Genomic DNA, 22,663 nt, shown 5'->3' on the forward strand with positions numbered 1-22,663 from the left:
TCCCCTTTCCCCCTTTTCTATCCGTCGAACTCACGTTATTTTTAAAGCTTGTATTGCGATTACCACCACATTGTTCCGGGACTACCTTTAAATGGGCCGACAATATCAGCAGTAATCCATCCCCCGTAAAAATCACCTGGTTGAGGCGTTACAAGCTCATCATTGACATAGCAAGCATCCATTAAATTGGCAATAAAACCATAGTATTTTGCAATGGAAACAAAATCAGGGGTGGGGTCAAAATATCGCCAAGCAGCATATTTTAAATACTTATCGCCAACTTTGACATCATAATATTCATAGCGACCTTTCCATTCACACAAGCCTTTTTTCGGTGTTTCAATTAAATGTTCTAGTTTAATGTCTTCGGGGGGAAAGTAATAGGTAGGAGGATGGCTGGTTTCTAAAACTCTTTTACCTTTGTTAGTTTCCGCCAAAACAATCCCATTACAAATTACCCGCAAATGTTTATTAGTGTCTTCTAAAACAGCCGGACGCGGATAATCCCAAACTGATTCTTGACCGGGTTGTGGAGGAATAGGAGTTGGTTTCATCATTGGTTTTTACTATTTTTAATCAAAATGATATAGGAATCCGGTTTGATTCTGAGAACTAATGGTTCATCGCATTAGTTCTGAAAGGTTCGTAGTAAGCACTTTAGTGCTTAAAAATCAAGGACTAAAGTTCTTACTACGAACATTTTTTCCCTACAAAATTAATGCGATAGACCACTAGTCGTGGAGACTCTTAACGGGCAACGGGCAACAGGGAAGTCGGTTTCGATGGGCTTAAGTCCCCCACCTATAGGTGGTAAGTCTTGACGGTAGCTTAAATCTCCCATCATAGATAGTCCCTGTTCCCTGTTCCCTGTTCCCCGTTCCCTGTTCCCTGTTCCCCGTTCCCTGTTAATTCTAATTACTGGATTTACTATCAGCAGACATCTTTGTAAGTCCTCCATGATAGTTAATCAATTTAGACTCAGCTTTACCAATTCTAGTTAAACGAAACTGCCAATCAGAAATATCTTCGTAGCTGAGGTGGTGGGTGTCACAACTCGGTGTCCATAACCCGCCAACAATGGAGGGATCGTCAAAGCGCAATAGTCCTGATTTGCGGATGTTTTCCCCTTGGGGCGTTCCTGGTATGGGAGAAATGGCATAGGAGGCGACTTGAAATTCCAAATCGGGATTAATTTCTCTTAGTTGTCGATGCAGTTCTGAGACTGCTTCTTCGAGGCGGAGTAAACTTTCGTGGGTGTCATCGGGAAAGCCAATGATTAGACCATAGACAATCACGGGAAGACCTACTCTGACGATCGCTCGCATCATCTCACAATGTTGTTGCCAAGGAAGCAGCTTGCTATAGGATTGTGTACCAAAAACCGGACGTTCGGCGGGAATATAACCCAAAAAGCCGCCAACTTTGCCATCCCATCCCCAAAGTGCTTCTATGAGTTCTTCGTCGGGTGTGAGGTCTGTATGGTCGTAGTTGCGTCCCCTTCCCAAGGTTGCTTTCCTCAGTTCCAAACCATTAGGCCACAAAAGCGGCATTCCCATCTCTCTTGCGCCTTTGGTAATTTCCAAAACCTCTTCTCGCCCGCCTGGAAACAAAACCCGACCGAGAAATTGATCGGAACCCATGACTGTACAACTTGCCCCTGCTTCCTTCTGACGAGCAATCCAATTGAGGGTAGTTTGGGGTGACATCCGCCGATAGCCTGATGTGTAAGTTGGAGTCTGGCAAAAATCACATTTGCGATCGCATCCAATGTCAGGATATACAGAGCCTATAGGTACGAGTTCTTGTATAAAAGGTTCTTCTGAATATTCTGTACCTAAACATTGCTTGGCTACTTCCACTGATGGTAATGCCCACTCATCTGGACTCATAGCTTTAGTGCGGGTTGGATGATAACTACCATCAGCCAAGATAACGCCGGTGAGCTTTTCTCGTGGAGTTTTGCCGAGTACGTAATCAAAAATCGGCCAATTGGCTGCACCAGATTTATCTATGACTATGGCTGTTGCACCTGCGTCGAGGTAATGGCGGGGTTCAGCAATAGCATCGGAACCACCAACCACCACTGGTTTACCTTTACTGGCAAGATGAGCGATGGTCATACAAGTTACTTGCCGTTCTTGGGTGTAGTTTACTGTTACCCCCCAAGCATCATAAGCTTCAGGGTCAATATCAGAAATCCTCTGCCCAACATAAGCTTTGGTGAGATTCATGCCTTTCCATGTGATTTCTCCAAAGGGTTCTCGACAATCGCCAGCTTTGAGGTTGACCAATTGAGCATCAAAACCGCCCGCTTGCAGATCGGATATTAAAACCTGCTTGCTGAGTAAAGTGTTGCGTCTGTATAAGGCAGTCCAATTGTTTCCCTCTGGGTCATATAATCCCAAAGCAGGCACTTCTACAAGTCCAATTGTCGAAACTTTTTTTGCTACTAATGTCATAAGTATCTCCTGTTAAGATTTGACATTGTTAAACATTGAGTTTGAGCATTACAAGGGGAAATGGAAGATGTAAAAACTGCGATGCCTGAACCATGAATATTCTGCACAAATTATTTGTGTAAAACATCATGTTGCTGTTAATTTTTGATATTTTTAACAGTCCTAAAACCTGCGTGTTGATAAAAATTGGGGCGAAACCAATTGCGATAATATTTTAAAGCTTCTGTACCGTTAGTTATCCAACATCCTCCTAACATCATATAATGTTTGGTGTCAAAGAAGATAGCGGAATTATCTTCATAGAGATAATGAGGTTTATATCCTGGAAGCGGATTTAAATTATCGCTCAACCATTCCCAAACATTGCCTCGCAAATCGTATAATCCATGACTTTTGCCTTTTTCTAACATGCCAACGGGACTAGGCGAACCAAATTTTAAATTGAGATTGTAATTGTCTGTATCTTCTGGTAAATTATTGCCATAAGTTGCTAAATGATATTCTGCTTCGCTCATTAAGCGAGTATTCTCACCTTGCCAACGACAATAAGCCATTGCTTCATAGTGATTGACCTCCACTGGCCAATCTAAAGGTAATTCCATGACATCAAACATGGCTCGATATTTGTAATTGCCTTTTTCAGGTAACCAAAATTTCGGATGTTTAATGTTATTTTGAGTTTTCCAATCCCAAGATTCTTTATCCCAATATTCTGGGTTTTCGTAACCGCCAGCCTTGATAAAATAAAGAAATTCGGCGTTGGTAATCAGATATTTACTGGCGAAAAATGATTCAACTTCAACAGTGCGATCGCCATAATCAATATCCCATCCATAAGTGTCATCGTCAAAGGCTTTGCCAATTTTTACTACCCCTCCAGGAACTTCGATTGTTTCATTTTCAGGAGTGTAACCATTAAAAGGAGCGTATTTCCAGTTTGCAGGACGTTTCACTTTTTCAATTGCTAGCTGGCGAATTAACATCGAAGAAGTTTCAATGTGAATCCGCTGGTGTTCAATTGCCATCATTAACGCCCAAAGGCGATGATTTGGATGAATTGGTAAAGTAATTGGGGTTGTTTTAATTACTTGGGAAATGATAGAATATGCTTGGTTTCGATACTCCCAAGTTTGGGCGACTGACGGCCAATTCAAATGAGCGATCGCTGCATTCAATTCCTCTGGTTTTTCTGGATCGACTCCAATTTCAAACAAAATTTCATATTCGGGATTCAGGCGTTTTTCTAATAGCCCTACACGAATTAATTTATTGATATAGAAAACAGCCGAATGTCCCAAATAAAAAATCAGAGGATTTCTCAAAGGGTCGGGATTGATATAAAATGTATCTTCCCCAACCAGACTTTGCATGAGAGTATCTTCTAATTGCCAACCATTCTCAAAGTAATCGAGAATGTCTTGAGAATTACAACTATCAAGTTTTAAAGGTTTAGCAGATTGCAGACTATTCATGCGCTTACAAAATTTTAGATTTGCTACTTGGGAATCTACGGATAAACCCGCTTGCTCTATCCTATTAAAAATTTTTTCAATTATTCGTGCCTTGTAAATTATTTTTTAACTTTTCTGGATTCGTTTCTAATCTCACATAGAGGAAGTCAATTCCTTCTTGTTCCAGTAATTCTAATATTGCTAGATTTAAGTTTTTCTCAGCGTCAAAGTAGAGATTCTCATCATTTACAAATGCCATAATCTCAATGACACGGGCATTTTCTTGAATTTGTTTAAAACGCACTGTACATGATGGAGAAAAACCGGAAATAGATTTTGGCATTTCCTGAATTGCAGCACAAATTCTAGCTGTTTGCTTGGCTGAAATTCCATCAATTTTCAGAATTAAATTAATCCCCCACTTTAATTCTTTGCCAGGATTTTGCGACCAATTTTCCACAATTCCAGTGATCATTCTAGAATTGGGCATTTTCATAATAGAACCCCACTTAACTACATGTAGGGTTGTGGTTCTAAATCCAATATTTAATATCTGCACAAAGCCATCTACTCCTGATACTCCCACCCAGTCGCCTTCTCGATAAATTTTATCTGAGTAGATAATCAATGTACAAAACCAGTCATAAACAATATCTTTAAGGAGCAAACCTAAAGTGATACCAGCACCACCTAATAACCCAACCAACGCCGCTGCTGATTGTCCTAAAAATATTTCACTGAGTTTAATTGTGAGAACAATAATTGCTGCTGATTGAAAAATCTTCGGCATTAAGGGTCGGAGTAACTCATCAAGCTCAGTCTCCGTATGTAGGAGAAAATTAGCAATTATCTGCCCAAAGATGGAAGAACCCCGGTATACAACATAGGCAATAATAAACACTACACTGAAGTTAAGGGTCTTGCCTATTGCTTCATTTAACTGAGGTTCCAAGTTATCTGCCAAGATAATTTTTGATAACCAGATTCCGCCAATAAAAATTAGCCAGCCTAAGGAAGGTTTGAGAACTACAACTAATTCATCATCAAGTGTACTTTTAGTTTTGCTAGTAAAACGCTCAATACTTTTAATGACGACAGCAATAAATAACCTTCTCAATACCTGTGTCAGCGTTAATACAACAATCACAGCTACAATCTTACTGACGGGTATGCCAGAATAATTAATATTTTTCAGCGCGTTCAAAACTGCTTCCATAGATTGACCCATAGATTAACTAAAAGCTGGTTGAGTATTTAATAAAGAACAATTCAACACAGAAGTTCGAGTCAAGACTGCCGAGAAGCTGTCCTTCTGGCGTCTACAGTAGGAACCACCAAGTCGTCACCTTTAGCTTTATTGGTAGAGTATTTACCAATTTTCAGTTCTGATATCATGTCTGGCTAATTTACCCATAATCAAAACCTCTCCGTATCCTCGTTTCAAAGCGTCAGTCCTAATTATGGGTTTTTAACTGCATATTATACGACTGCTTTTTCAGGGGAGCCAGTTTCCGAAGTCTGTGTTGAAATTAAACTTTGAAAATCCAAAATTTAAGCTTGACAAAGAATTAATCCAAACCACTCCTTGGGATCTGTCCAAGTTTTCAAGGTTTTGAGTCCGTGTCTCTCCAATTGTTTTTGCATATTTGCTAAATCAAATTTGCGCGAAATTTCTGTAAGAATACTTTCTCCATTTGTAAACGAGACTTCTAAATCTAGTGCTTTTAGAGATACCTGATGACTCTTTTGGCAATGGAGATACATCTCAATTTGGCTATCAACTTGATTATAAATAGCTTCATGAGCGAACAAATTGATGTCAAAATTGCCTTGAAAACGCCAATTTAAATGAGACAGCATATTCAAATTAAAAGCAGCCGTTACTCCCTGACTATCGTTATAAGCTGGCTCTAAAATTTCCTTGGGTTTTTGTAAATCAATCCCCAACAGAAAGTAATCCCCTGGTTGTAAAGTTTGAGAAATTTGTCTTAAAAAACGATCGCATTCTTGGGGATTAAAATTACCTAGAGAACTACCCAAGAAAAAAATCATCCGTGATGCGACAAAAGTTGACTTGAGTTTTGCTAAGGCTTGTTCGTAGGTTCCTATTAATCCTTCAATAAAAAAAGCTGGATATTTTTGTTTTAAATTTAGGACGCTAGACTGAAGAATTCCCCGACTAACATCAATGGGTATATATCTACAGTAATCGGCAAGTTTTTGGTAAGCATCTAATAAAAATAGAGTTTTTGTAGAACTACCACTGCCTAATTCTACAAGTTCACAAGCACCTGTTATTTGAGCGATTTCATTGGCATATTGCTGCAAAATCCATGCTTCTGTTCGTGTTGGGTAATATTCTGGTAATTCACATATTTGTTCAAATAATTCTGAACCGCGATCGTCGTAAAAATATTTGGGGGGTATGCTTTTCGGGGTTTGAGTTAATCCTTGAATGACATCTAGTCCCTCGTTAGACAGAGCTTGATAATGGTCATTCAAAATTTTTAGAGATTTTGTTAGCATTATCTGAATGTGTTGATTTCTTGATTTAATTCTTCAATATTACAGATTTAAAATTGAATAGCAAGCATGATTTTGAAATAAATTAATAATTTATTTTATCTACTAAAAATCAATCGGAATACTGTGGTATTTCTCTCATTTGAATAATTTAGCCATTAACTAATAATCCTCTTTCATCGCTGTACATTAGAGAATAAATTCATCCTTCGCAAGTGTTAGTTTTAAATACAAGAGGTTATGGAAAGCTGAGAAAAGCCGCTCTGAAGGCGTCTGTGGCGGATACTACTTGGCCAACACAGATTCCAAAAGCTAGCTACTAAACTTTCTGCAAAATTCACCCATTCAGAAAGCCAGACACAACAACAATTTTTATTTATCCAGATAAATTAAAAAAAAATAGTAAATGGGTAAGAATAAACAAAACTATATTATTCAAACTTAGTCTTTTTCCAAACTAAATTTATGAAAGATAGTAAATTACAAATGATAATTTTCAGAAGTTACGTTTATTCGTGCTGTTTCGGTTACAGTTCCATTCATCAAAAAAATTGTACGTCAAGTGGCGATGCCCAAACCAAAACTGCTTCTTTGCTTTTGAATTATAAGTAGTATTAAAATACAAAAATTTTTTGGACAAATTCCCTGAGATCGTGTTTGGTTAATCGCTTATTTTTAACCCATCTTTTACTAAAACCCCAAAAGTCTCTTTCCCTCTGCTTCCCTGCGGCGTAAATGATAAGTCTTTAATCAAACACGATATGAAATGGTATTAACTGTTGCCCGTTAACAGTTCCCTATTTGCTTGGAATACAAAGTTTTAATTTATTTATGCTTAGCTACTTAGTGTCTGCAATCAATTCTGTGTAATTAATTGAGAGAAGCATACGGCGATGCCTCTACAGTAGGCATCGCGGATTTTAGATTGCTCGAATCTAAAATCCCAAATCGATTTAACGATTTAGCGCCGCAGCTTCCCTTGCTGCTGCTGCTTGATCTGGGTGGATACCCAAGCGTGTGAGATTAATCCGACCTTTATTATCAATTTCGCGCACTTTGATAATCACTTCATCGCCCACTGCGACTTCATCCTCAACTTTGCCAACGCGGTAATCAGCTAGTTGAGAAATGTGAATCATGCCCTCTTTTCCTGGCAGGAATTCAACAAATGCACCTATTGGTATAATCCGAGTTACGCGCCCTACATAGACATCCCCTTCGTGGAGTTTGCGGGTCATGCCTTGAATAATACTACGTGCTTTCTTCGCTTTGCTTTCATCCACAGCGGAAATTGTCACGGTGCCATCGTCTTCGATGTCAATTTTTGCACCAGTCTCCTCTGTGATTCCCTTAATTGTCTTGCCTCCAGGGCCTATGACCAGACCAATCATGTCTGAATCAATTTTGATTGTTAGCAGACGTGGGGCATAAGGAGAAGTTTCGGTGCGCGGTTCGCTAATGCAAGCGAGCATTTTTTCCAAAATGTGCAATCGGGCTGATTTGGCTTGGTGGACGGCTTGGGCAATAACGTCTAAAGACAGACCGGAGATTTTCATGTCCATTTGCAAGGCGGTAATGCCAGTATCCGTCCCAGCAACTTTAAAGTCCATGTCGCCCAAAAAGTCTTCAATGCCTTGAATGTCAGTCAAGACACGCACTTCATCTCCTTCCTTGATCAAACCCATTGCTGCACCACTAACGGGTTTGAGAAGTGGTACGCCAGCATCCATCAAAGCGAGGGTGGAACCGCACACAGAACCCATCGAGGTGGAACCGTTGGAAGAAAGTACTTCCGATACAACGCGGATGACATAAGGAAATTGTTCTTTTGATGGTAGCACAGGCAACAGCGATCGCTCTGCTAAGGCTCCGTGACCGATTTCTCTTCTTCCAGGCGCACGTAAGGGTTTGGTTTCTCCCACTGAGAAGGGGGGGAAGTTGTAATGGTGGATGTAACGTTTGGATTGGTCGGTTTGCAAATCGTCACTGAGACTTTGGGCATCTCCCGGTGTACCCAGAGTGCAGGCAGATAAGACCTGGGTTAAACCCCGATTAAATAAACCACTACCGTGGACTCGCTTTGGTAACAAGTCTACTTGACAAGAAACCGGACGGACTTCATCGAGTTTACGACCATCAACGCGGACGTTATCTTCGATGATTTGCCGCCGCATGAAGTATTTGGTAATGTCTTTAAATGTGTTACCAAGTGCCTTGGAGTTTGTAGTTGCAGCCACTCGAATTGGGTCTTCTTCTGGCAGTTCGGCGATCGCAGTTTCAATTTTTTCCTTGACGACATCTAAAGCGGCATCACGTTCGGTTTTACCCAAATCAAATTGCGACAGGATTTTTTTAATTTCGTCATTGGCGCGATCGCGGATATAGTTTTCCAGCGTCGCGTCTACTTCTGGTGGTGCTTCTTGGACTAGTTGTAAACCAAGTTCTGCAACTAAATCTTGCTGGGCTTTGATTAAGTCCCGCACCGCTTCATAACCAAAGTCAATTGCTTCGATAATATCTCGTTCTGGCAATTGATTGGCTCCCGCCTCAACCATAATCACGCCGTGGGGCGAACCTGCTACTATCAGATCCAAATCTCCAGCTTCAATTTCTGCATAAGTAGGATTAATGATAAAATCATCACCCACTAAGCCAACCCGCACCGCTGCCATTGGGCCGTTAAAAGGAATCTGAGCAATCAAAGTGGCAATTGAAGCACCTGTAACTGCTAACACATCGGGTGGAACTAACTCGTCCATCGACAGTGTTAGGGCCACAATTTGCAAGTCATCCCGTAACCAGGAAGGAAACAAAGGACGCAGAGGACGGTCTATTAAACGACTGGTCAGAATAGTTTTTTCTGGTGGGCGACCTTCCCGTCGCATAATTCCACCGGGAATTCTACCAGCAGCATACAGTCTTTCTTCGTAATCTACTGTCAGGGGAAGAAAATCAATGCCTTCTCTGGCTTGCGATCGCGTAGCCGTCACTAAAACAGCTGTATCCCCTGATTCTATCAAAACCGACCCACCAGCCTGGGGAGCTAGTAGGCCTACTTTCAGTCGAATATCCCGTCCATCGAAGGATATTGACTTATCAACTTCAGCCATTCAGTTTTTTTTCCTTCTCTTTCGCTATTCTCTTTCTGTGGCAATCCTAACATTTATGCACTAGGGCTGACTTCTGGTGTGTACAAAGTTAACTGATGACTGTTGACAGATGACAGATGACAGATGACTGTTAACCGTCAACCGTCAACAAATCTAAACTACGATACAACATCAGTGCGTCTACCACTTGACTGTTGACTGTTGACTGATGACCGTCAACCGTCAACCGTCAACAAACCTAAACTACGATACAACATCAGTGCGTCTACCACTTGCTGATTTTCTAGCTTGGCAGCACCGGGAATTCGCCCAATAATCTCAAATCCTAACGACTGCCAAAGTCTAATTGAAGCTATATTAGTTTCAAAGACCAAATTGAACATTACTGCTTCGTAGCCCAGGCTTGCTGCAATCTTGAGCATTGACTCTCCCATGAACCGCCCTATACCCTGACCCCGCAATCTAGCTTGTACAATAAAACCAGCATTGCAAATATGGCTACACCGACCGGGAAAGTTTGGCTTTAAATAAAATGCTCCTAATATATCTTTTGGTTTTTGTGTACTATCTACAGCTGATGCCCTAACAACAAAGGCATCCTTGCTTAACCAGTAACTTGAAAATTCTGCTTGAGATAGAGATTGCTTTTGAGGATAAGTTTTACCTTCAACAATTACACTATTTAATAATGCTCTTACTGCTTCCTCTTCTTGAGGATGCATATAATCTACTTCGTATTTTATTCCAGATTTTAGATTTTTAACAATTGGGAAATCCATTATTATAACGTCTCAATTTAGCCAGAAATTACCACTATATAATAGTTGTAAAATAATACAATATATTAAATAATCAATAAACCTAGCTAAAATGTAGAAAGTGAAATCTTAAAAATTGAAATTATTGAATTTGACAAGAATTTGAGTAATTAAAAATGGCAATTTTACACGGTAATTGGTTACTAAAAAATCAAAATGGTTGTTTATTTATTTGGGGAGAAACTTGGCGATCGCCACGAGTAAATTTGGCGTCAAACGATCCTCTAGAAATACCATTACATCCATTGGCGATGACTTTGCTTGAGTTAAGCGAGTGGTTGGGTTCCCAAAATATGCCAATTGCCAACTTTATCCAGCAACCCCAAGTTGCTGTGGCCACCACTGGGCGGACGCGCAAAGCAGCTACTACCAGCGAGATGACTTTGCCGACTCACTTGGAGATAATTGCCCTACCAACTTATATATCAGATATATCAGAAAAGAGCGATCGAGAAAAACCAGCAATTTTCCCAGTCCATTCTGCTAGTTTCGGGCTAGAAACAGATTCACCACAATACTTACAACCCTGGCGAGTAGAAGGTTTTTGTCTTAATCCCGCCCAAGCAGTAAAATTTCTGGCTGCTGTACCTCTAAATGCAACTAAAGGGGAAGATGCCTTATTGGGCGGAGATTTACGCTTTTGGTCGCAGGTTGCCCGTTGGAGTCTTGATTTAATTTCTCGGTGTAAGTTTTTACCAACTATTAAACGCCAATTCGATGGTTCTACACTTGCTAAGTGGCAAGTACTCTTAGACAGTGCTGTAGATGGCACTCGCCTAGAAAAATTTTCTGCAAACATGCCCTTGGTTTGTCGCACATATCAGGAGGGATTGGGGAGATGGGGAGATGGGGGGGACGCGGAGAATGACCTATGCCCAATATATGTAAACTTCCCCACAGAACCTCAAGAATTGTTGCTGGGATTTCTCAACAGTACGATAGATGCCCAAATCCGAGAAATGCTTGGTTTCCAGTCGCAGATGGAAAGCAAGACGATGGCTTCTTTACCAGCTGCGGTGCGAGAGTGGTTACCAGCTTTAACTGATGCATCTGGTAAAGTTAATGCAGATCCAATTGAAGTGGAACGACTAGAGGCGGCACTTAAGGCTTGGACTATGCCGCTACAATATCAATTAACTCTGAAGACACTTTTTCGCACTTGTTTTCAACTGCGTTCTCCGGAATTTGGAGAAAAAGATTGGACATTGGCGTATTTTCTGCAAGCAGCTGACAATCCAGAATTTTTGGTGAATGCAGCAACAATTTGGCACAATCCAGTTGAACGATTGGTATATGAAAATCGCACAATTGACCAACCCCAAGAAACATTTTTGCGGGGTTTGGGGTTAGCTTCGAGATTGTATCCAGTTCTTGCAGCGAATTTAGAAACAGAATATCCCCAATCTTGCCGTCTCAACCCCATCCAAGCATACGAGTTTATCAAGTCTGTGGCTTGGAGGTTTGAAGATAGCGGTTTGGGGGTGATTTTACCTCCGAGTTTGACCAACCGTGAAGGATGGGCGAATCGTTTAGGTTTGAAGATTACCGCCGAAACTCCAAAAACAAAGCAGGGACGTTTAGGGTTGCAGAGTCTATTGAACTTCCAATGGCAATTGGCAATTGGCGGACAGAATATTTCCAAAGCCGAGTTTGATAAACTTGTGGCTTTAAATAGCCCCTTGGTAGAAATTAATGGCGAGTGGGTGGAATTGCGACCCCAAGACATCAAGACAGCCCAAGCCTTTTTCGCTTCCCGCAAAGACCAAATGGCGCTGTCTTTGGAAGATGCTCTGCGTCTGAGTACAGGGGATACCCAGGTAATTGAAAAGTTACCAGTGGTTAGCTTTGAAGCCTCTGGGGCATTGCAAGAATTGATAGGGGCGCTAACCAATAATCAAGCCATTGAACCTCTGTCCACACCAGCCAGCTTTCAAGGACAGTTGCGACCTTATCAACAACGCGGTGCAGGTTGGCTATCCTTCTTGGAACGTTGGGGCTTGGGCGCATGTCTGGCGGACGATATGGGATTGGGTAAATGCGTAGCACCTGATACATTAATTGATGTCAATGGACTGTTACGCACAGCCGAGACAATTTGGACAACTCATGCTGGAGAAACAGAGTTTGACGGCGAAGGATTTTGGGCTAATCCCACTGAACAGTTAGTAGTTAATTCGATAAATGAGAAAACTGGCAAAATTGTCCAGGCTAATGTCAGAAAGTTGTATCGCCAGCAAGTCTGTGAGAAATTACGAAAAGTCACTCTAGAAGACGGTAGCAGTGTTAGCATCACTCATCGTCATAAGCTGCTGACAAATAAAGGTTGGACAAATAATTTACAAGTAGGTGATTACGTCTGTGTACCAGGTAAAACGCTTTGGAATGGACAACCACAAGACCCAGACTTAGTGAAGTTTCTTGCTTGGCAGATTGCCGAAGGGCATGAAATACCCGATGCCGGACAATTGACAATATCGCAAAAAGATACTCTGCCGTTGGAAAATCTACTCCAGACTTTTCAGTGGATAGGAAAACGCTATAACCTGAAAATTAACAGCCCTAATATCTCTAGTTTTCCTAATCGAGTTCCTTTTCTTAGAGTTAGCAGCCAAGCCTATCGCCGATTCTTAGAAACTAAAGGTTATGTTTGGGGTAAATTATCCGCAGAAAAATCTATTCCGCCCTTCATTATGCAGGCAGACTTGGATAGCGTGCGGATATTTTTACAAAACTATTTTGATGCTGAGTCTGCCGTTATTTTTAGTATACGGAGCATTGAGATTGCCACAGCTTCACCTTTACTAATTCAGCAACTTTCTGCACTATTGCGGCGTTTTGGCATTTGGTTACGAATATCGGCTAAAAAGAAGTGTGCTACGAATGGAACTCGGACTTTACGCACCTATTATATTGGTGTAATTGGTGGAAATTCTGTACGCAGGTTTTTCCAAGCTATTGGTTTTAGTAATTCCCAAAAACAGCACAAATTAAAACAAATTTGTCAAGCTCTAAGTAACACTAATATTGAAGTAATTCCTGCTGGAGATATTGTTGCTCAAACAGTTACAACAACAAAGTTACCGTTGCGGCATTTGGGAATGTATAACACTGTTTATATTAATGGCTCACAGCAATTTTCCCAAGATAGTTTACAGCGAGTCATTACTGGCATAAACCGCATTATTAATGGAGAAGCTCAACAGGAGTATCAACTACTAAAACCTTCAAAATGGACAAATAAAACCCTAACAGCTTATGCTCAACTGGACATAAAACAGTTAAGTTTAACTAGCCAGTCTTTACAAAATCTACTCGAACAAGAAGTATTTTATTGCCGAATTAAATCTATAGAGGAGATAGATTATAATGGATGGGTTTATGACTTTGAAGTTAGCGAACATCACAATTTTGTAGCTAACAATATTATCTGCCATAATACTATCCAATTTATCGCTTTTCTTCTTCATCTCAAAGAACGAGATGCCCTAGAAAATCCAACTCTATTGGTTTGTCCAACCTCAGTTTTAGGCAACTGGGAAAGAGAAGTCAAGAAATTTGCTCCAAGTATAAAAATTTTGCAATATCACGGTGATAAACGTCCTAAAGGAAAGACGTTTTTAGAAGTAGCCAAAAAACATGATTTAGTCATCACTAGTTATTCACTGATTCATCGTGATATTAAATTATTAGAAAGCGTCCCTTGGCAGATAATTGTTTTAGATGAAGCCCAAAATGTGAAAAATTCCGAGGCCAAGCAATCAAAGGCAGTGCGGCAATTAGCAGCAAATTTTCGGATTGCGATGACAGGGACACCAGTGGAAAATAGACTGCAAGAATTGTGGTCGATTTTGGATTTTCTCAATCCAGGATATTTAGGTAATAAGCAATTTTTCCAGCGACGGTTTGCCATGCCAATTGAAAAGTATGGAGATACCGCTTCTTTGAGTCAATTACGTTCGTTAGTTCAACCATTCATCCTGCGACGATTAAAAAGCGATCGCGAAATTATTCAAGACTTGCCAGAGAAGCAAGAAATGACAGTATTTTGTGGTTTAACTGCCGACCAAGCCGCACTTTATCAACAAGTAGTAGAAGCATCTTTAGCAGAAATTGAATCTGCCGAAGGATTGCAACGTCGGGGGATGATTTTGGCTTTACTGATCAAACTTAAACAAATCTGCAATCACCCAGCGCAATATTTGAAACAAACCACATTAGAAAAACATCATTCAGCGAAACTGTTGCGCCTAGAAGAAATGTTGGAAGAACTTTTAGCAGAAGGGGATGCCTATGGTGCTGCTGGTGGAGAACGCGCTTTAATTTTTACTCAATTTGCTGAGTGGGGTAAATTGCTCAAACCCCATTTAGAAAAACAGTTGGGACGAGAAATATTATTTTTGTATGGTAGTACGAATAAAAAACAACGCGAGGAAATGATAGACCGTTTCCAACACGATCCCCAAGGGCCACCGATTATGATTTTGTCTCTCAAAGCAGGTGGCGTAGGATTGAATTTAACACGAGCAAATCACGTGTTTCATTTTGATAGATGGTGGAATCCAGCCGTAGAAAATCAAGCTACAGACCGAGTATTTCGCATTGGTCAAACCCGCAATGTACAAGTACATAAATTTGTTTGTACTGGCACTCTAGAAGAAAAAATTCACGACATGATTGAAAGCAAAAAACAACTAGCCGAACAAGTTGTCGGTGCAGGTGAAGAATGGTTGACCGAACTAGATACAGACCAACTTCGGGACTTACTAATTCTTGACCGCAATGCAGTAATTGACGAAGATGCAGAATAAATTTGTAATCATTGCACTTTTTTAATTAATCTGCAATTGGATTCCCACAAGCGAGAAACAAAACGCAATTCCCAATCCAAAATCCGTCTTGAAAAGTTTAGATGCCTGCGGCAAGCCCCTTCAGGTCTACGGCGGAAGCCGACGCTCTAACTTTTCGCAAAATCTAAAATCCGAAATGGTATAACAATGACTAATTATACTCTGCAAGCTAGTCGAGAATGGTGGTCGCAGCAATGGCTAGATTTACTAGATTCTTATCGTTTTAAAAAGCGTTTGGAACGTGCTAGAAACTATGCACGTCAAGGAAATGTTTTAAGTATTGAGTTTCAAGGGGCAAAAGTATTAGCCAGGGTACAAGGTAGTGAAGTGGAACCTTATAAAGTTTCCCTTTACCTTGAACCTTTTAGCGACGAACAATGGGGTTATGTCATTGAAACTATGTCCCAAAAAGCAATTTTCGCTGCCAAATTATTGGCGGGGGAAATGCCGCAAAACATAGCAGAAGTTTTCACAGCTAATGGTCTTTCGTTATTTCCTTTTACCCTTGGCGATGTCCGCAGTAAATGTTCTTGCCCTGATAAAGCAAATCCCTGTAAGCATATTGGTGCAGTATACTATCAATTAGGCGATCGCTTTAGTGAAGACCCTTTTGTACTCTTTCAATTACGCGGACGCACTAAAGAGCAAATTCTCAGCGATTTACGACAGCTACGTAGTGGCAAGATAGAAGCTGTAATTCCAGAAACACCTGATGTTCAACAATCAATTCCTGACAACAAATATTCAGTAAAAATAGACTCTTTCTGGCAATACAATGAACCACTAGAGTCATCTTTGGTAGTAATTGTACCTTCAGCAAGCGAGACAATATTAGATGTATTAGAAGCAATTCCTTTAGCCAAAGAAGAGGAAAATGTAGTCAGTTTAACTTCCACAGATGTAGTCATGAAGTATTTGAATACTGTTTACACAAATGTTAGCCAGAAAGCTGTTTTAGCAGCAATGAATGTAGGAGGAAGTTGACTCAAGTTTAAATTTTGGATTTGAAGTTATAAATTTATGAAGTCAATCTAAAACCCAAAATCCAAAATCGAAAAATCTTTTATTGTTTATTGTCCAAATTCAAGCCTAGCCTGTTCTACCAAATCACCAGTCACAACCTCTTGCTGAGCTTGACGAGCCAACGCTTCAATTCGAGCTTTCGCTTGAGGACGAACAAAAAAGGGAATATTTTGCAGCTTTTCCTTAGCTTCCGCTGTCCAGCGTAAGGTATCGATAAAATCTGATTCACTCATAAGTCCTGTTAGATAATTCTGACTTCTACTATTTTCTATAAAAAAAACTCTTGCTTTGAAGCAAGAGTCTGTAAACTAATTGATTGTCAGTGATGAAAGAAACTTTGTAACCTAGTCGAGGTAATCCATCGACATTACTGGTTCATTTTCACGGTCAATACCTTTTTCAAAACCACCAGCAGCTGCACGAGCGCGACCAGCGTGCCATAAGTGGCCGATTAGGAAGAAGAATCCTAATACGAAGTGAGAACATGCCAACCAAGCGCGAGGAGACACGTAGTTGAAGGAGTTGATTTCGGTAGCCACACCACCTACAGAGTTCAGAGAACCCAGAGGAGCATGGGTCATGTATTCAGCAGCACGACGAGCTTGCCAAGGCTGAATATCGTTCTTGATTTTTTCTAGGTCAAGACCGTTGGGGCCGCGTAGAGGCTCTAACCAAGGGCCACGGAAATCCCAGAAGCGCATGGTTTCACCACCGAAGATGATTTCACCAGTAGGAGAGCGCATCAAGTATTTACCCAAACCTGTGGGGCCTTGGGCAGAACCAACGTTAGCACCTAAGCGTTGGTCGCGAATCAAGAAAGTAAGAGCTTGAGCTTGAGAAGCTTCAGGGCCGGTAGGGCCAAAGAATTCGCTGGGGTAAACAGTGTTGTTGTACCAAACCATGATGGAGGCAATGAAGCCCATCAAAGAGAGGGCACCCAAGCTGTAGGATAGGTATGCTTCACCAGACCAGATGAAGGCACGACGCGCCCAACCAAAAGGCTTGGTGAGAATGTGGTAAATACCGCCAGCAATACAGATAAAGGCAATCCAAATATGACCGCCGATAACATCTTCCAAGTTATCTACGCTGACAATCCAGCCTTCGCCACCGAAAGGAGACTTAATCAGATAACCAAAGATAACTGCTGGATTGAGTGTTGGGTTAGTAATGATCCGAACATCACCACCACCTGGTGCCCAGGTATCATAGATACCACCAAAGAACATTGCTTTCAGCACCAACAACAGGGCACCGGTTCCCAAAATAATCAGGTGGAATCCGATGATGTTGGTCATCTTGTTCTTGTCTTTCCAGTCGTAACCAAAGAATGAAGAGTATTCTTCTAAGGTTTCTGGGCCACGAACGGCGTGATAGATACCGCCAAAGCCAAGAACTGCGGAGGAAATTAGGTGGAGTACACCAACAACAAAGTAGGGGAAGGTATCAATAACTTCACCGCCAGCACCAACACCCCAGCCCAAAGTGGCAAGGTGAGGCAGCAGGATCAACCCCTGCTCATACATGGGCTTTTCAGGAATGAAGTGAGCGACTTCAAACAAAGTCATTGCTCCAGCCCAGAATACAATCAAACCAGCGTGAGCAACGTGAGCGCCCAGTAGTTTGCCAGAAAGATTGATTAAACGAGCGTTACCAGACCACCAGGCAAACCCGGTAGATTCTTGGTCGCGTCCAGCGCCGCCTAAAATATTTGGTCTATTAGAGAGCGTTACCACGTGGTAATACCTCCTCAGGGAATACAAATTGTTCGTGGATCTGATCTTGAGGAGCCATCCAAGCGCGGATACCCTCGTTGAGCAAAATGTTTTTGGTATAGAAAGTTTCAAACTCTGGGTCTTCCGCTGCCCGTAACTCTTGGGAAACGAAATCGTAAGCCCGCAGGTTGAGTGCCAAACCAACAATACCAACCGCTGCCATCCACAAACCTGTKACTGGCACAAACAACATAAAGAAGTGCAGCCAGCGTTTGTTAGAGAAAGCAATACCGAATATCTGTGACCAGAAACGGTTTGCGGTCACCATTGAATAGGTTTCTTCTGATTGGGTRGGATTGAATGCTCGGAAGGTGTTTGCTCCTTCGCCGTCTTCAAACAAGGTGTTTTCTACAGTGGCTCCGTGAATCGCACACAACAGCGCACCTCCCAACACCCCTGCTACACCCATCATGTGGAATGGGTTGAGGGTGAAGTTATGGAAACCTTGCACGAACAAAATGAAACGGAAAATTCCGGCTACACCAAAGCTGGGAGCAAAGAACCAAGATGATTGTCCCAAGGGGTACATCAAAAATACACTGACGAATACCGCGATGGGAGCTGAAAATGCTAAGGCGTTGTAGGGACGAATTCCTACTAGCCGAGCAATTTCAAATTGGCGCAACATGAAGCCAATCAAACCAAAAGCTCCGTGCAACGCTACRAATGGCCACAACCCACCCAATTGGAACCAACGGGTAAGGTCGCCTTGGGCTTCTGGGCCCCACAACAGCAATAGCGAATGTCCTAAGCTGTCTGCTGGGGTGGATACTGCCACTGTCAAGAAGTTACAGCCTTCCAAGTACGACGAGGCTAAACCGTGGGTGTACCAAGAGGTGACGAAGGTTGTGCCTGTTAGCCAACCGCCTAGTGCTAGGTACGCACAGGGGAACAGTAGTAACCCTGACCAACCTACGAATACAAAGCGATCGCGCTTGAGCCAGTCATCTACTACGTCAAACCACCCTCTTGTACTTGGGGCGCGTCCAACTGCGATGGTCATCGGACTAAAATCCTCTTCTTTTACTAAAATTGCAACGTTTTTGAACCAGCGCCACCTTAAAGCTTTGCTTTCTTAGCGACTGCTGTGAGGAATTAACGTTTTTTTGACAATTTCAACAGCCTAAAAAGCTACTGAATTTCTGAGAGCTTGCTGTCTAGTGAAGTCAGCATTTCTCAGACCTATGCCATTACACGTACCACTGGCTAGTAACTTAGCTTGTGGTAACTTAATGATTCTTAACTTATCATATTAGTTCGTTTTTGGCCAGACACACGCAAGCGGATCGGGTATTTAACACGAACGTATATTTATATATGAATATCAGAATTTTTACAATTTGACACAACTTTTCTCAGAAATCTAAACAATTGGGGTTGGGAATTGGGAGTGCTGAGTGTTGAGTGAGGAGTTAAGAGTTAAAAGTTAAGAATTATTCCCCTTGTCCTCTTCTCTCCCCATCTCCCCATCTCCCTATGCCCCATGCCCCATGCCCTAATCCAGTTGCAAGATATCCCGATTCAATGGCAGACTTTTAAAGAGAGTATCTCACAAGCCAAGGTAGTTCAATGACGGCATCAACAACGATTAACAAGGGCGATCGCCTGCTGCATCAAAACGTTCTCGGTTCTCGTCGGTTTAGTAACTACTGGTGGGCAACTATCGTTACCTTGGGAGCAACAGGCTTTCTACTGGCTGGCATATCCAGTTATCTAAAAATTAATTTACTCATAGTTACCGATCCAACTCAACTGGTATTCGTACCTCAAGGATTGGTAATGGGATTATATGGCTCTGCTGGCTTACTACTAGCCACGTACCTATGGTTAGTGATTTTATGGGATGTGGGAGGCGGTTACAACGAATTCGATCGGGAAACCAGCACATTCAAAATATTTCGTTGGGGATTTCCTGGCAAAAACCGCCGCATTGAAATTGATGGTCGCATAGAAGAGGTACAGTCTGTGCGGATAGCTGTCAAAGAAGGCATTAATCCCCTTCGCGCCCTTTATCTCCGCGTTAAGGGACGGCGAGATATACCCTTAACAAGAGTCGGACAACCGTTATCTTTAACAGAGTTAGAAACAGAAGGCGCAAAGCTAGCCCGTTTTTTGGAAGTATCCTTAGAAGGGCTTTGAGGGATTGGGCATAGGGCATGGGGCATGGGGCATGGCGAATGGGGCATAGGAAGAGGGGTAAGGGGAAAAGGCGAAAGATTAAATTTATTCCTTTTCCCTTTTCCCTTTAACCTTTTCCCTGCCCAATGCCCAATGCCCTTTAAAACGATAAGATACTTAAGTTGAATCAGTAACTAGCAATGCGGTTGAAAATTTCACAATTTTTGCTTTCTGTTGCGCTTGTCAGTGCTTTGATGTTAGGAGCATGTTCAACACAGCAAGTCGCTTCTAATAATTCTTCTCCGACATCAGTAGCCACCTCAAACTCAAATGAGGCAAGTACTAAGACAACTACTGAAGCAACGCCTGTATCTCAAAATACGAATGACAGTGTTGCTGGATTCGCCAATTTACCAAGGCTAGATGGTAAGGCTACTGTGGTACTTACAGTTAAAGGCTCACCGATTACTATCGAAGTAGACGGTACTAACGCTCCAATTACAGCTGGCAATTTTGTAGATTTAGTGCAAAAGGGCGTCTACAATGGCTTAGCTTTCCATAGAGTTGAACGCGGAACTCCCCAACAACCCCAGCCGTTTGTGGTTCAAGGCGGCGATCCCCAAAGCAAAGACCCAAATTTTCCTGTAGATCAATTGGGAACAGGTAGTTATGTTGACCCAAAAACAGGAAATCCTCGCTATATACCTTTAGAAATTAAGCAAAAAGGCTCAAATACACCGATTTACAATCAAACATTTGATGCTACTGCTCAACCCGTTATATTGCCCCACAAACAAGGTGCAGTGGCAATGGCGCGATCGGAACCGCCAAACTCCGCTTCTTCACAGTTTTATTTTGCTCTAGCAGATATAGGATTTTTGGATGGTAGATACGCTGTGTTTGGCTATGTTACCCAAGGCTTCGATGTAGTCAACAAAATTCAGCAAGGCGATCGCATCGACTCTGCTAAAGTAACCCAAGGTGCTGAAAATTTGAAAACACCAGGACAGTAGAAGAATGAGGAAGTAGAAAAAGATGAGGGAGAGGGGGAGATGAGGAAGACAAGGGAGAGGAAGAAAAAATTCTTCCTTGTCTTCCTTGTCCCCCTTGTCCCAATCATCTCCCTCATCCTCAAAATCAAAATTTGTGAAAGTAGTTGTTACTGGTATTGGTTTAGTTTCTGCTTTGGGTGGCAGCTTAGAGGAAAGTTGGCAAAATTTACTAGCAGGTAAATCTGGAATTAGGTTACTTCAACCATTTCCAGAAATAAGACCATTTCCTATGGCTTTAATAGGTCAACAGCCAGCTGATTTGACAATGCTAACTCAGTTGGTTGTTGCTTCTGCTTTGCAAGATGCTGGCTTAGTTCCACCTTTAGCCGATTGTGCTGTAGTTATTGGCTCAAGTCGCTCTCATCAAGCATCTTGGGAAATCTTGGCGCGGCAAATGTATGAGGACACAGCCACTGAAAAAGACGCACAGAATTTCTCCTCATCCCCGCGTCCCCCTTCGGGTTCGGAAGTTTGGACTCGACGGGAACCGCCAAGACTCCAACTTCCTCACCGCATCCCCGCATCCCCACGTCCCTCTATCCCTGCGTTCAGTTTAAAAAATTGGCTTGATACATTACCTCACATGAACGCCATCGCCACTGCACGACAAATTGGTGCATCTGGGATAGTGTTGGCACCAATGGTAGCTTGTGCTACTGGCATTTTATCTATTGCCCAAGCAGCTTTACTCATCCAAACTGGGCAATGTCAAAGAGCGATCGCAGGCGCAGTGGAAGCACCAATTACACCTTTGACTTTAGCAGGATTTCAGCAGATGGGTGCTTTGGCAAAAACTGGCGCTTATCCTTTTGATGTGCATCGAGAAGGCTTAGTTTTAGGGGAAGGCGCAGCTGTATTTATCTTGGAATCAGCAGAATTGGCAAAGCAGCGTCAAGCAAAGATATATGGTGAAATTCTCGGTTTCGGCTTCACCAACGACGCATATCATACTAATTCTCCAGAACCTCATGGAAAAAGTGCGATCGCTGCTATCAAACAATGTCTACAACGTAATTGTTTATCACCAGCTGATATTGATTACATTCATGCTCATGGCACAGCTACCCAGCTAAATGACCAAATGGAGAGTATGGTAATCCAGCATTTGTTTCCCCAAGGCGTAGCAGTTAGTTCCACCAAGGGAAGCTCAGGTCATACACTAGGAGCATCTGGAGCCTTAGGTGTGGCTTTTTCTTTGATGGCGTTAAAGCATCAAATTTTACCGCCTTGTGTGGGATTGCAGCAACCAGAGTTTGATTTAGACATAGTTACAGCAGCCCGCCTCAGTAATATTAGCCATGTATTATGTTTGAGTTTTGGCTTTGGTGGACAGAATGCAGCGATAGGTATAGGGCATTAGAGTGTTGACTGTTGACTGTTGACTGGGAAGTTATTATTCTCGCCTGTCCCCATCTCCCCATCTCCCCATCTCCCCATGCCCGATTCCCAATACACACCAATTTGAATAAAACTGTAACAAAAACTAC

The 22,663-nt window shown here is 41.9% G+C and carries 15 protein-coding genes; 5 read left to right on the forward strand and 10 right to left on the reverse strand.

The genetic code is table 11. The features are described 5' to 3' along the window. Positions 1-59: 59 nt before the first annotated feature. The 7 genes from VF06_RS32165 to VF06_RS32195 all read right to left on the reverse strand — a co-directional run bounded on the left by VF06_RS32165 (position 60) and on the right by VF06_RS32195 (position 10,322). Positions 60-554, reverse strand: a complete 495-nt coding sequence (locus VF06_RS32165) for a DUF427 domain-containing protein (protein ID WP_099070162.1) — start codon at positions 552-554, stop codon at positions 60-62. 357 nt (positions 555-911) lie between these two features. Then, positions 912-2,459, reverse strand: a complete 1,548-nt coding sequence (locus VF06_RS32170) for a radical SAM protein (RefSeq protein ID WP_099070161.1) — start codon at positions 2,457-2,459, stop codon at positions 912-914. A gap of 137 nt (positions 2,460-2,596) precedes the next feature. Next, entirely contained in the window at positions 2,597-3,931 is a 1,335-nt protein-coding gene (ovoA, locus tag VF06_RS32175) for a 5-histidylcysteine sulfoxide synthase (RefSeq protein WP_099070160.1), read from the reverse strand. Positions 3,932-4,007: 76 nt separating this feature from the next. Then, on the reverse strand, positions 4,008-5,138 hold the full coding sequence (locus VF06_RS32180) for a mechanosensitive ion channel family protein (RefSeq protein ID WP_257207540.1): 1,131 nt from the start codon (positions 5,136-5,138) through the stop codon (positions 4,008-4,010). A gap of 323 nt (positions 5,139-5,461) precedes the next feature. Continuing rightward, positions 5,462-6,436: an L-histidine N(alpha)-methyltransferase gene (gene egtD / locus VF06_RS32185; protein WP_099070158.1), complete on the reverse strand. Its 975-nt coding sequence runs from the start codon at positions 6,434-6,436 to the stop codon at positions 5,462-5,464. Between the two features lie 950 nt (positions 6,437-7,386). After that, on the reverse strand, positions 7,387-9,543 hold the full coding sequence (locus tag VF06_RS32190; protein ID WP_099070157.1) for a polyribonucleotide nucleotidyltransferase: 2,157 nt from the start codon (positions 9,541-9,543) through the stop codon (positions 7,387-7,389). Positions 9,544-9,758: 215 nt separating this feature from the next. Further along, a complete protein-coding gene (locus tag VF06_RS32195; protein WP_099070156.1) occupies positions 9,759-10,322 on the reverse strand; it encodes a GNAT family N-acetyltransferase in 564 nt (187 codons plus the stop codon). A 155-nt stretch (positions 10,323-10,477) separates the two neighbouring features. Here VF06_RS32195 and VF06_RS32200 point away from each other — a divergent pair, with 155 nt between their 5' ends. Together VF06_RS32200 and VF06_RS32205 are read left to right on the forward strand one after the other, a co-directional pair. Then, complete coding sequence (locus VF06_RS32200) at positions 10,478-15,169, forward strand: sll1366 family intein-prone helicase (RefSeq protein WP_099070155.1); 4,692 nt, start codon at positions 10,478-10,480, stop codon at positions 15,167-15,169. A gap of 186 nt (positions 15,170-15,355) precedes the next feature. After that, positions 15,356-16,192: an SWIM zinc finger family protein gene (locus VF06_RS32205; protein WP_099070154.1), complete on the forward strand. Its 837-nt coding sequence runs from the start codon at positions 15,356-15,358 to the stop codon at positions 16,190-16,192. Positions 16,193-16,278: 86 nt separating this feature from the next. Here the strand turns inward: VF06_RS32205 and VF06_RS32210 are convergent, their stop codons facing one another. The 3 genes from VF06_RS32210 to psbD all read right to left on the reverse strand — a co-directional run bounded on the left by VF06_RS32210 (position 16,279) and on the right by psbD (position 19,009). After that, positions 16,279-16,464, reverse strand: coding sequence for a PCP reductase family protein (locus VF06_RS32210; RefSeq protein ID WP_099070153.1), 186 nt, complete (start codon positions 16,462-16,464; stop codon positions 16,279-16,281). A 111-nt stretch (positions 16,465-16,575) separates the two neighbouring features. Continuing rightward, positions 16,576-17,967 carry a photosystem II reaction center protein CP43 gene (gene psbC / locus VF06_RS32215; RefSeq protein WP_099070152.1) on the reverse strand — a complete coding sequence of 464 codons (1,392 nt, stop codon included), beginning with the start codon at positions 17,965-17,967 and terminating at the stop codon, positions 16,576-16,578. Beyond that, entirely contained in the window at positions 17,951-19,009 is a 1,059-nt protein-coding gene (gene psbD / locus VF06_RS32220) for a photosystem II D2 protein (photosystem q(a) protein) (protein ID WP_099070151.1), read from the reverse strand. The genes psbC and psbD overlap by 17 nt, the downstream gene beginning before the upstream one ends. 566 nt (positions 19,010-19,575) lie before the next feature. Here psbD and VF06_RS32225 point away from each other — a divergent pair. From VF06_RS32225 to VF06_RS32235, 3 genes are all read left to right on the forward strand, one after another. After that, positions 19,576-20,145: a photosystem I assembly protein Ycf4 gene (locus VF06_RS32225; RefSeq protein ID WP_099070150.1), complete on the forward strand. Its 570-nt coding sequence runs from the start codon at positions 19,576-19,578 to the stop codon at positions 20,143-20,145. Between the two features lie 179 nt (positions 20,146-20,324). Then, a complete protein-coding gene (locus VF06_RS32230) occupies positions 20,325-21,137 on the forward strand; it encodes a peptidylprolyl isomerase (RefSeq protein ID WP_099070149.1) in 813 nt (270 codons plus the stop codon). Positions 21,138-21,270: 133 nt separating this feature from the next. Beyond that, positions 21,271-22,536 (forward strand): beta-ketoacyl-ACP synthase, encoded by a 1,266-nt coding sequence (locus tag VF06_RS32235; RefSeq protein ID WP_099070148.1) that lies wholly within the window; start codon positions 21,271-21,273, stop codon positions 22,534-22,536. Positions 22,537-22,663 lie beyond the last annotated feature (127 nt).

The sequence above is a fragment of the Nostoc linckia z4 genome (genome assembly GCF_002608075.1).
Taxonomy (GTDB): Bacteria; Cyanobacteriota; Cyanobacteriia; order Cyanobacteriales; family Nostocaceae; genus Nostoc; species Nostoc linckia.

Coding starts and splice junctions, on each gene's coding strand:
- VF06_RS32170 (WP_099070161.1), bottom strand. CDS start 2,459: ATGACATTAGTAGCAAAAAAAGTTTCGACAATTGGACTTGTAGAAGTG.
- VF06_RS32180 (WP_257207540.1), bottom strand. CDS start 5,138: ATGGGTCAATCTATGGAAGCAGTTTTGAACGCGCTGAAAAATATTAAT.
- egtD (WP_099070158.1), bottom strand. CDS start 6,436: ATGCTAACAAAATCTCTAAAAATTTTGAATGACCATTATCAAGCTCTG.
- VF06_RS32210 (WP_099070153.1), bottom strand. CDS start 16,464: ATGAGTGAATCAGATTTTATCGATACCTTACGCTGGACAGCGGAAGCT.
- VF06_RS32190 (WP_099070157.1), bottom strand. CDS start 9,543: ATGGCTGAAGTTGATAAGTCAATATCCTTCGATGGACGGGATATTCGA.
- VF06_RS32205 (WP_099070154.1), top strand. CDS start 15,356: ATGACTAATTATACTCTGCAAGCTAGTCGAGAATGGTGGTCGCAGCAA.
- VF06_RS32165 (WP_099070162.1), bottom strand. CDS start 554: ATGAAACCAACTCCTATTCCTCCACAACCCGGTCAAGAATCAGTTTGG.
- VF06_RS32230 (WP_099070149.1), top strand. CDS start 20,325: ATGCGGTTGAAAATTTCACAATTTTTGCTTTCTGTTGCGCTTGTCAGT.
- VF06_RS32195 (WP_099070156.1), bottom strand. CDS start 10,322: ATGGATTTCCCAATTGTTAAAAATCTAAAATCTGGAATAAAATACGAA.
- VF06_RS32200 (WP_099070155.1), top strand. CDS start 10,478: ATGGCAATTTTACACGGTAATTGGTTACTAAAAAATCAAAATGGTTGT.
- ovoA (WP_099070160.1), bottom strand. CDS start 3,931: ATGAATAGTCTGCAATCTGCTAAACCTTTAAAACTTGATAGTTGTAAT.
- VF06_RS32225 (WP_099070150.1), top strand. CDS start 19,576: ATGACGGCATCAACAACGATTAACAAGGGCGATCGCCTGCTGCATCAA.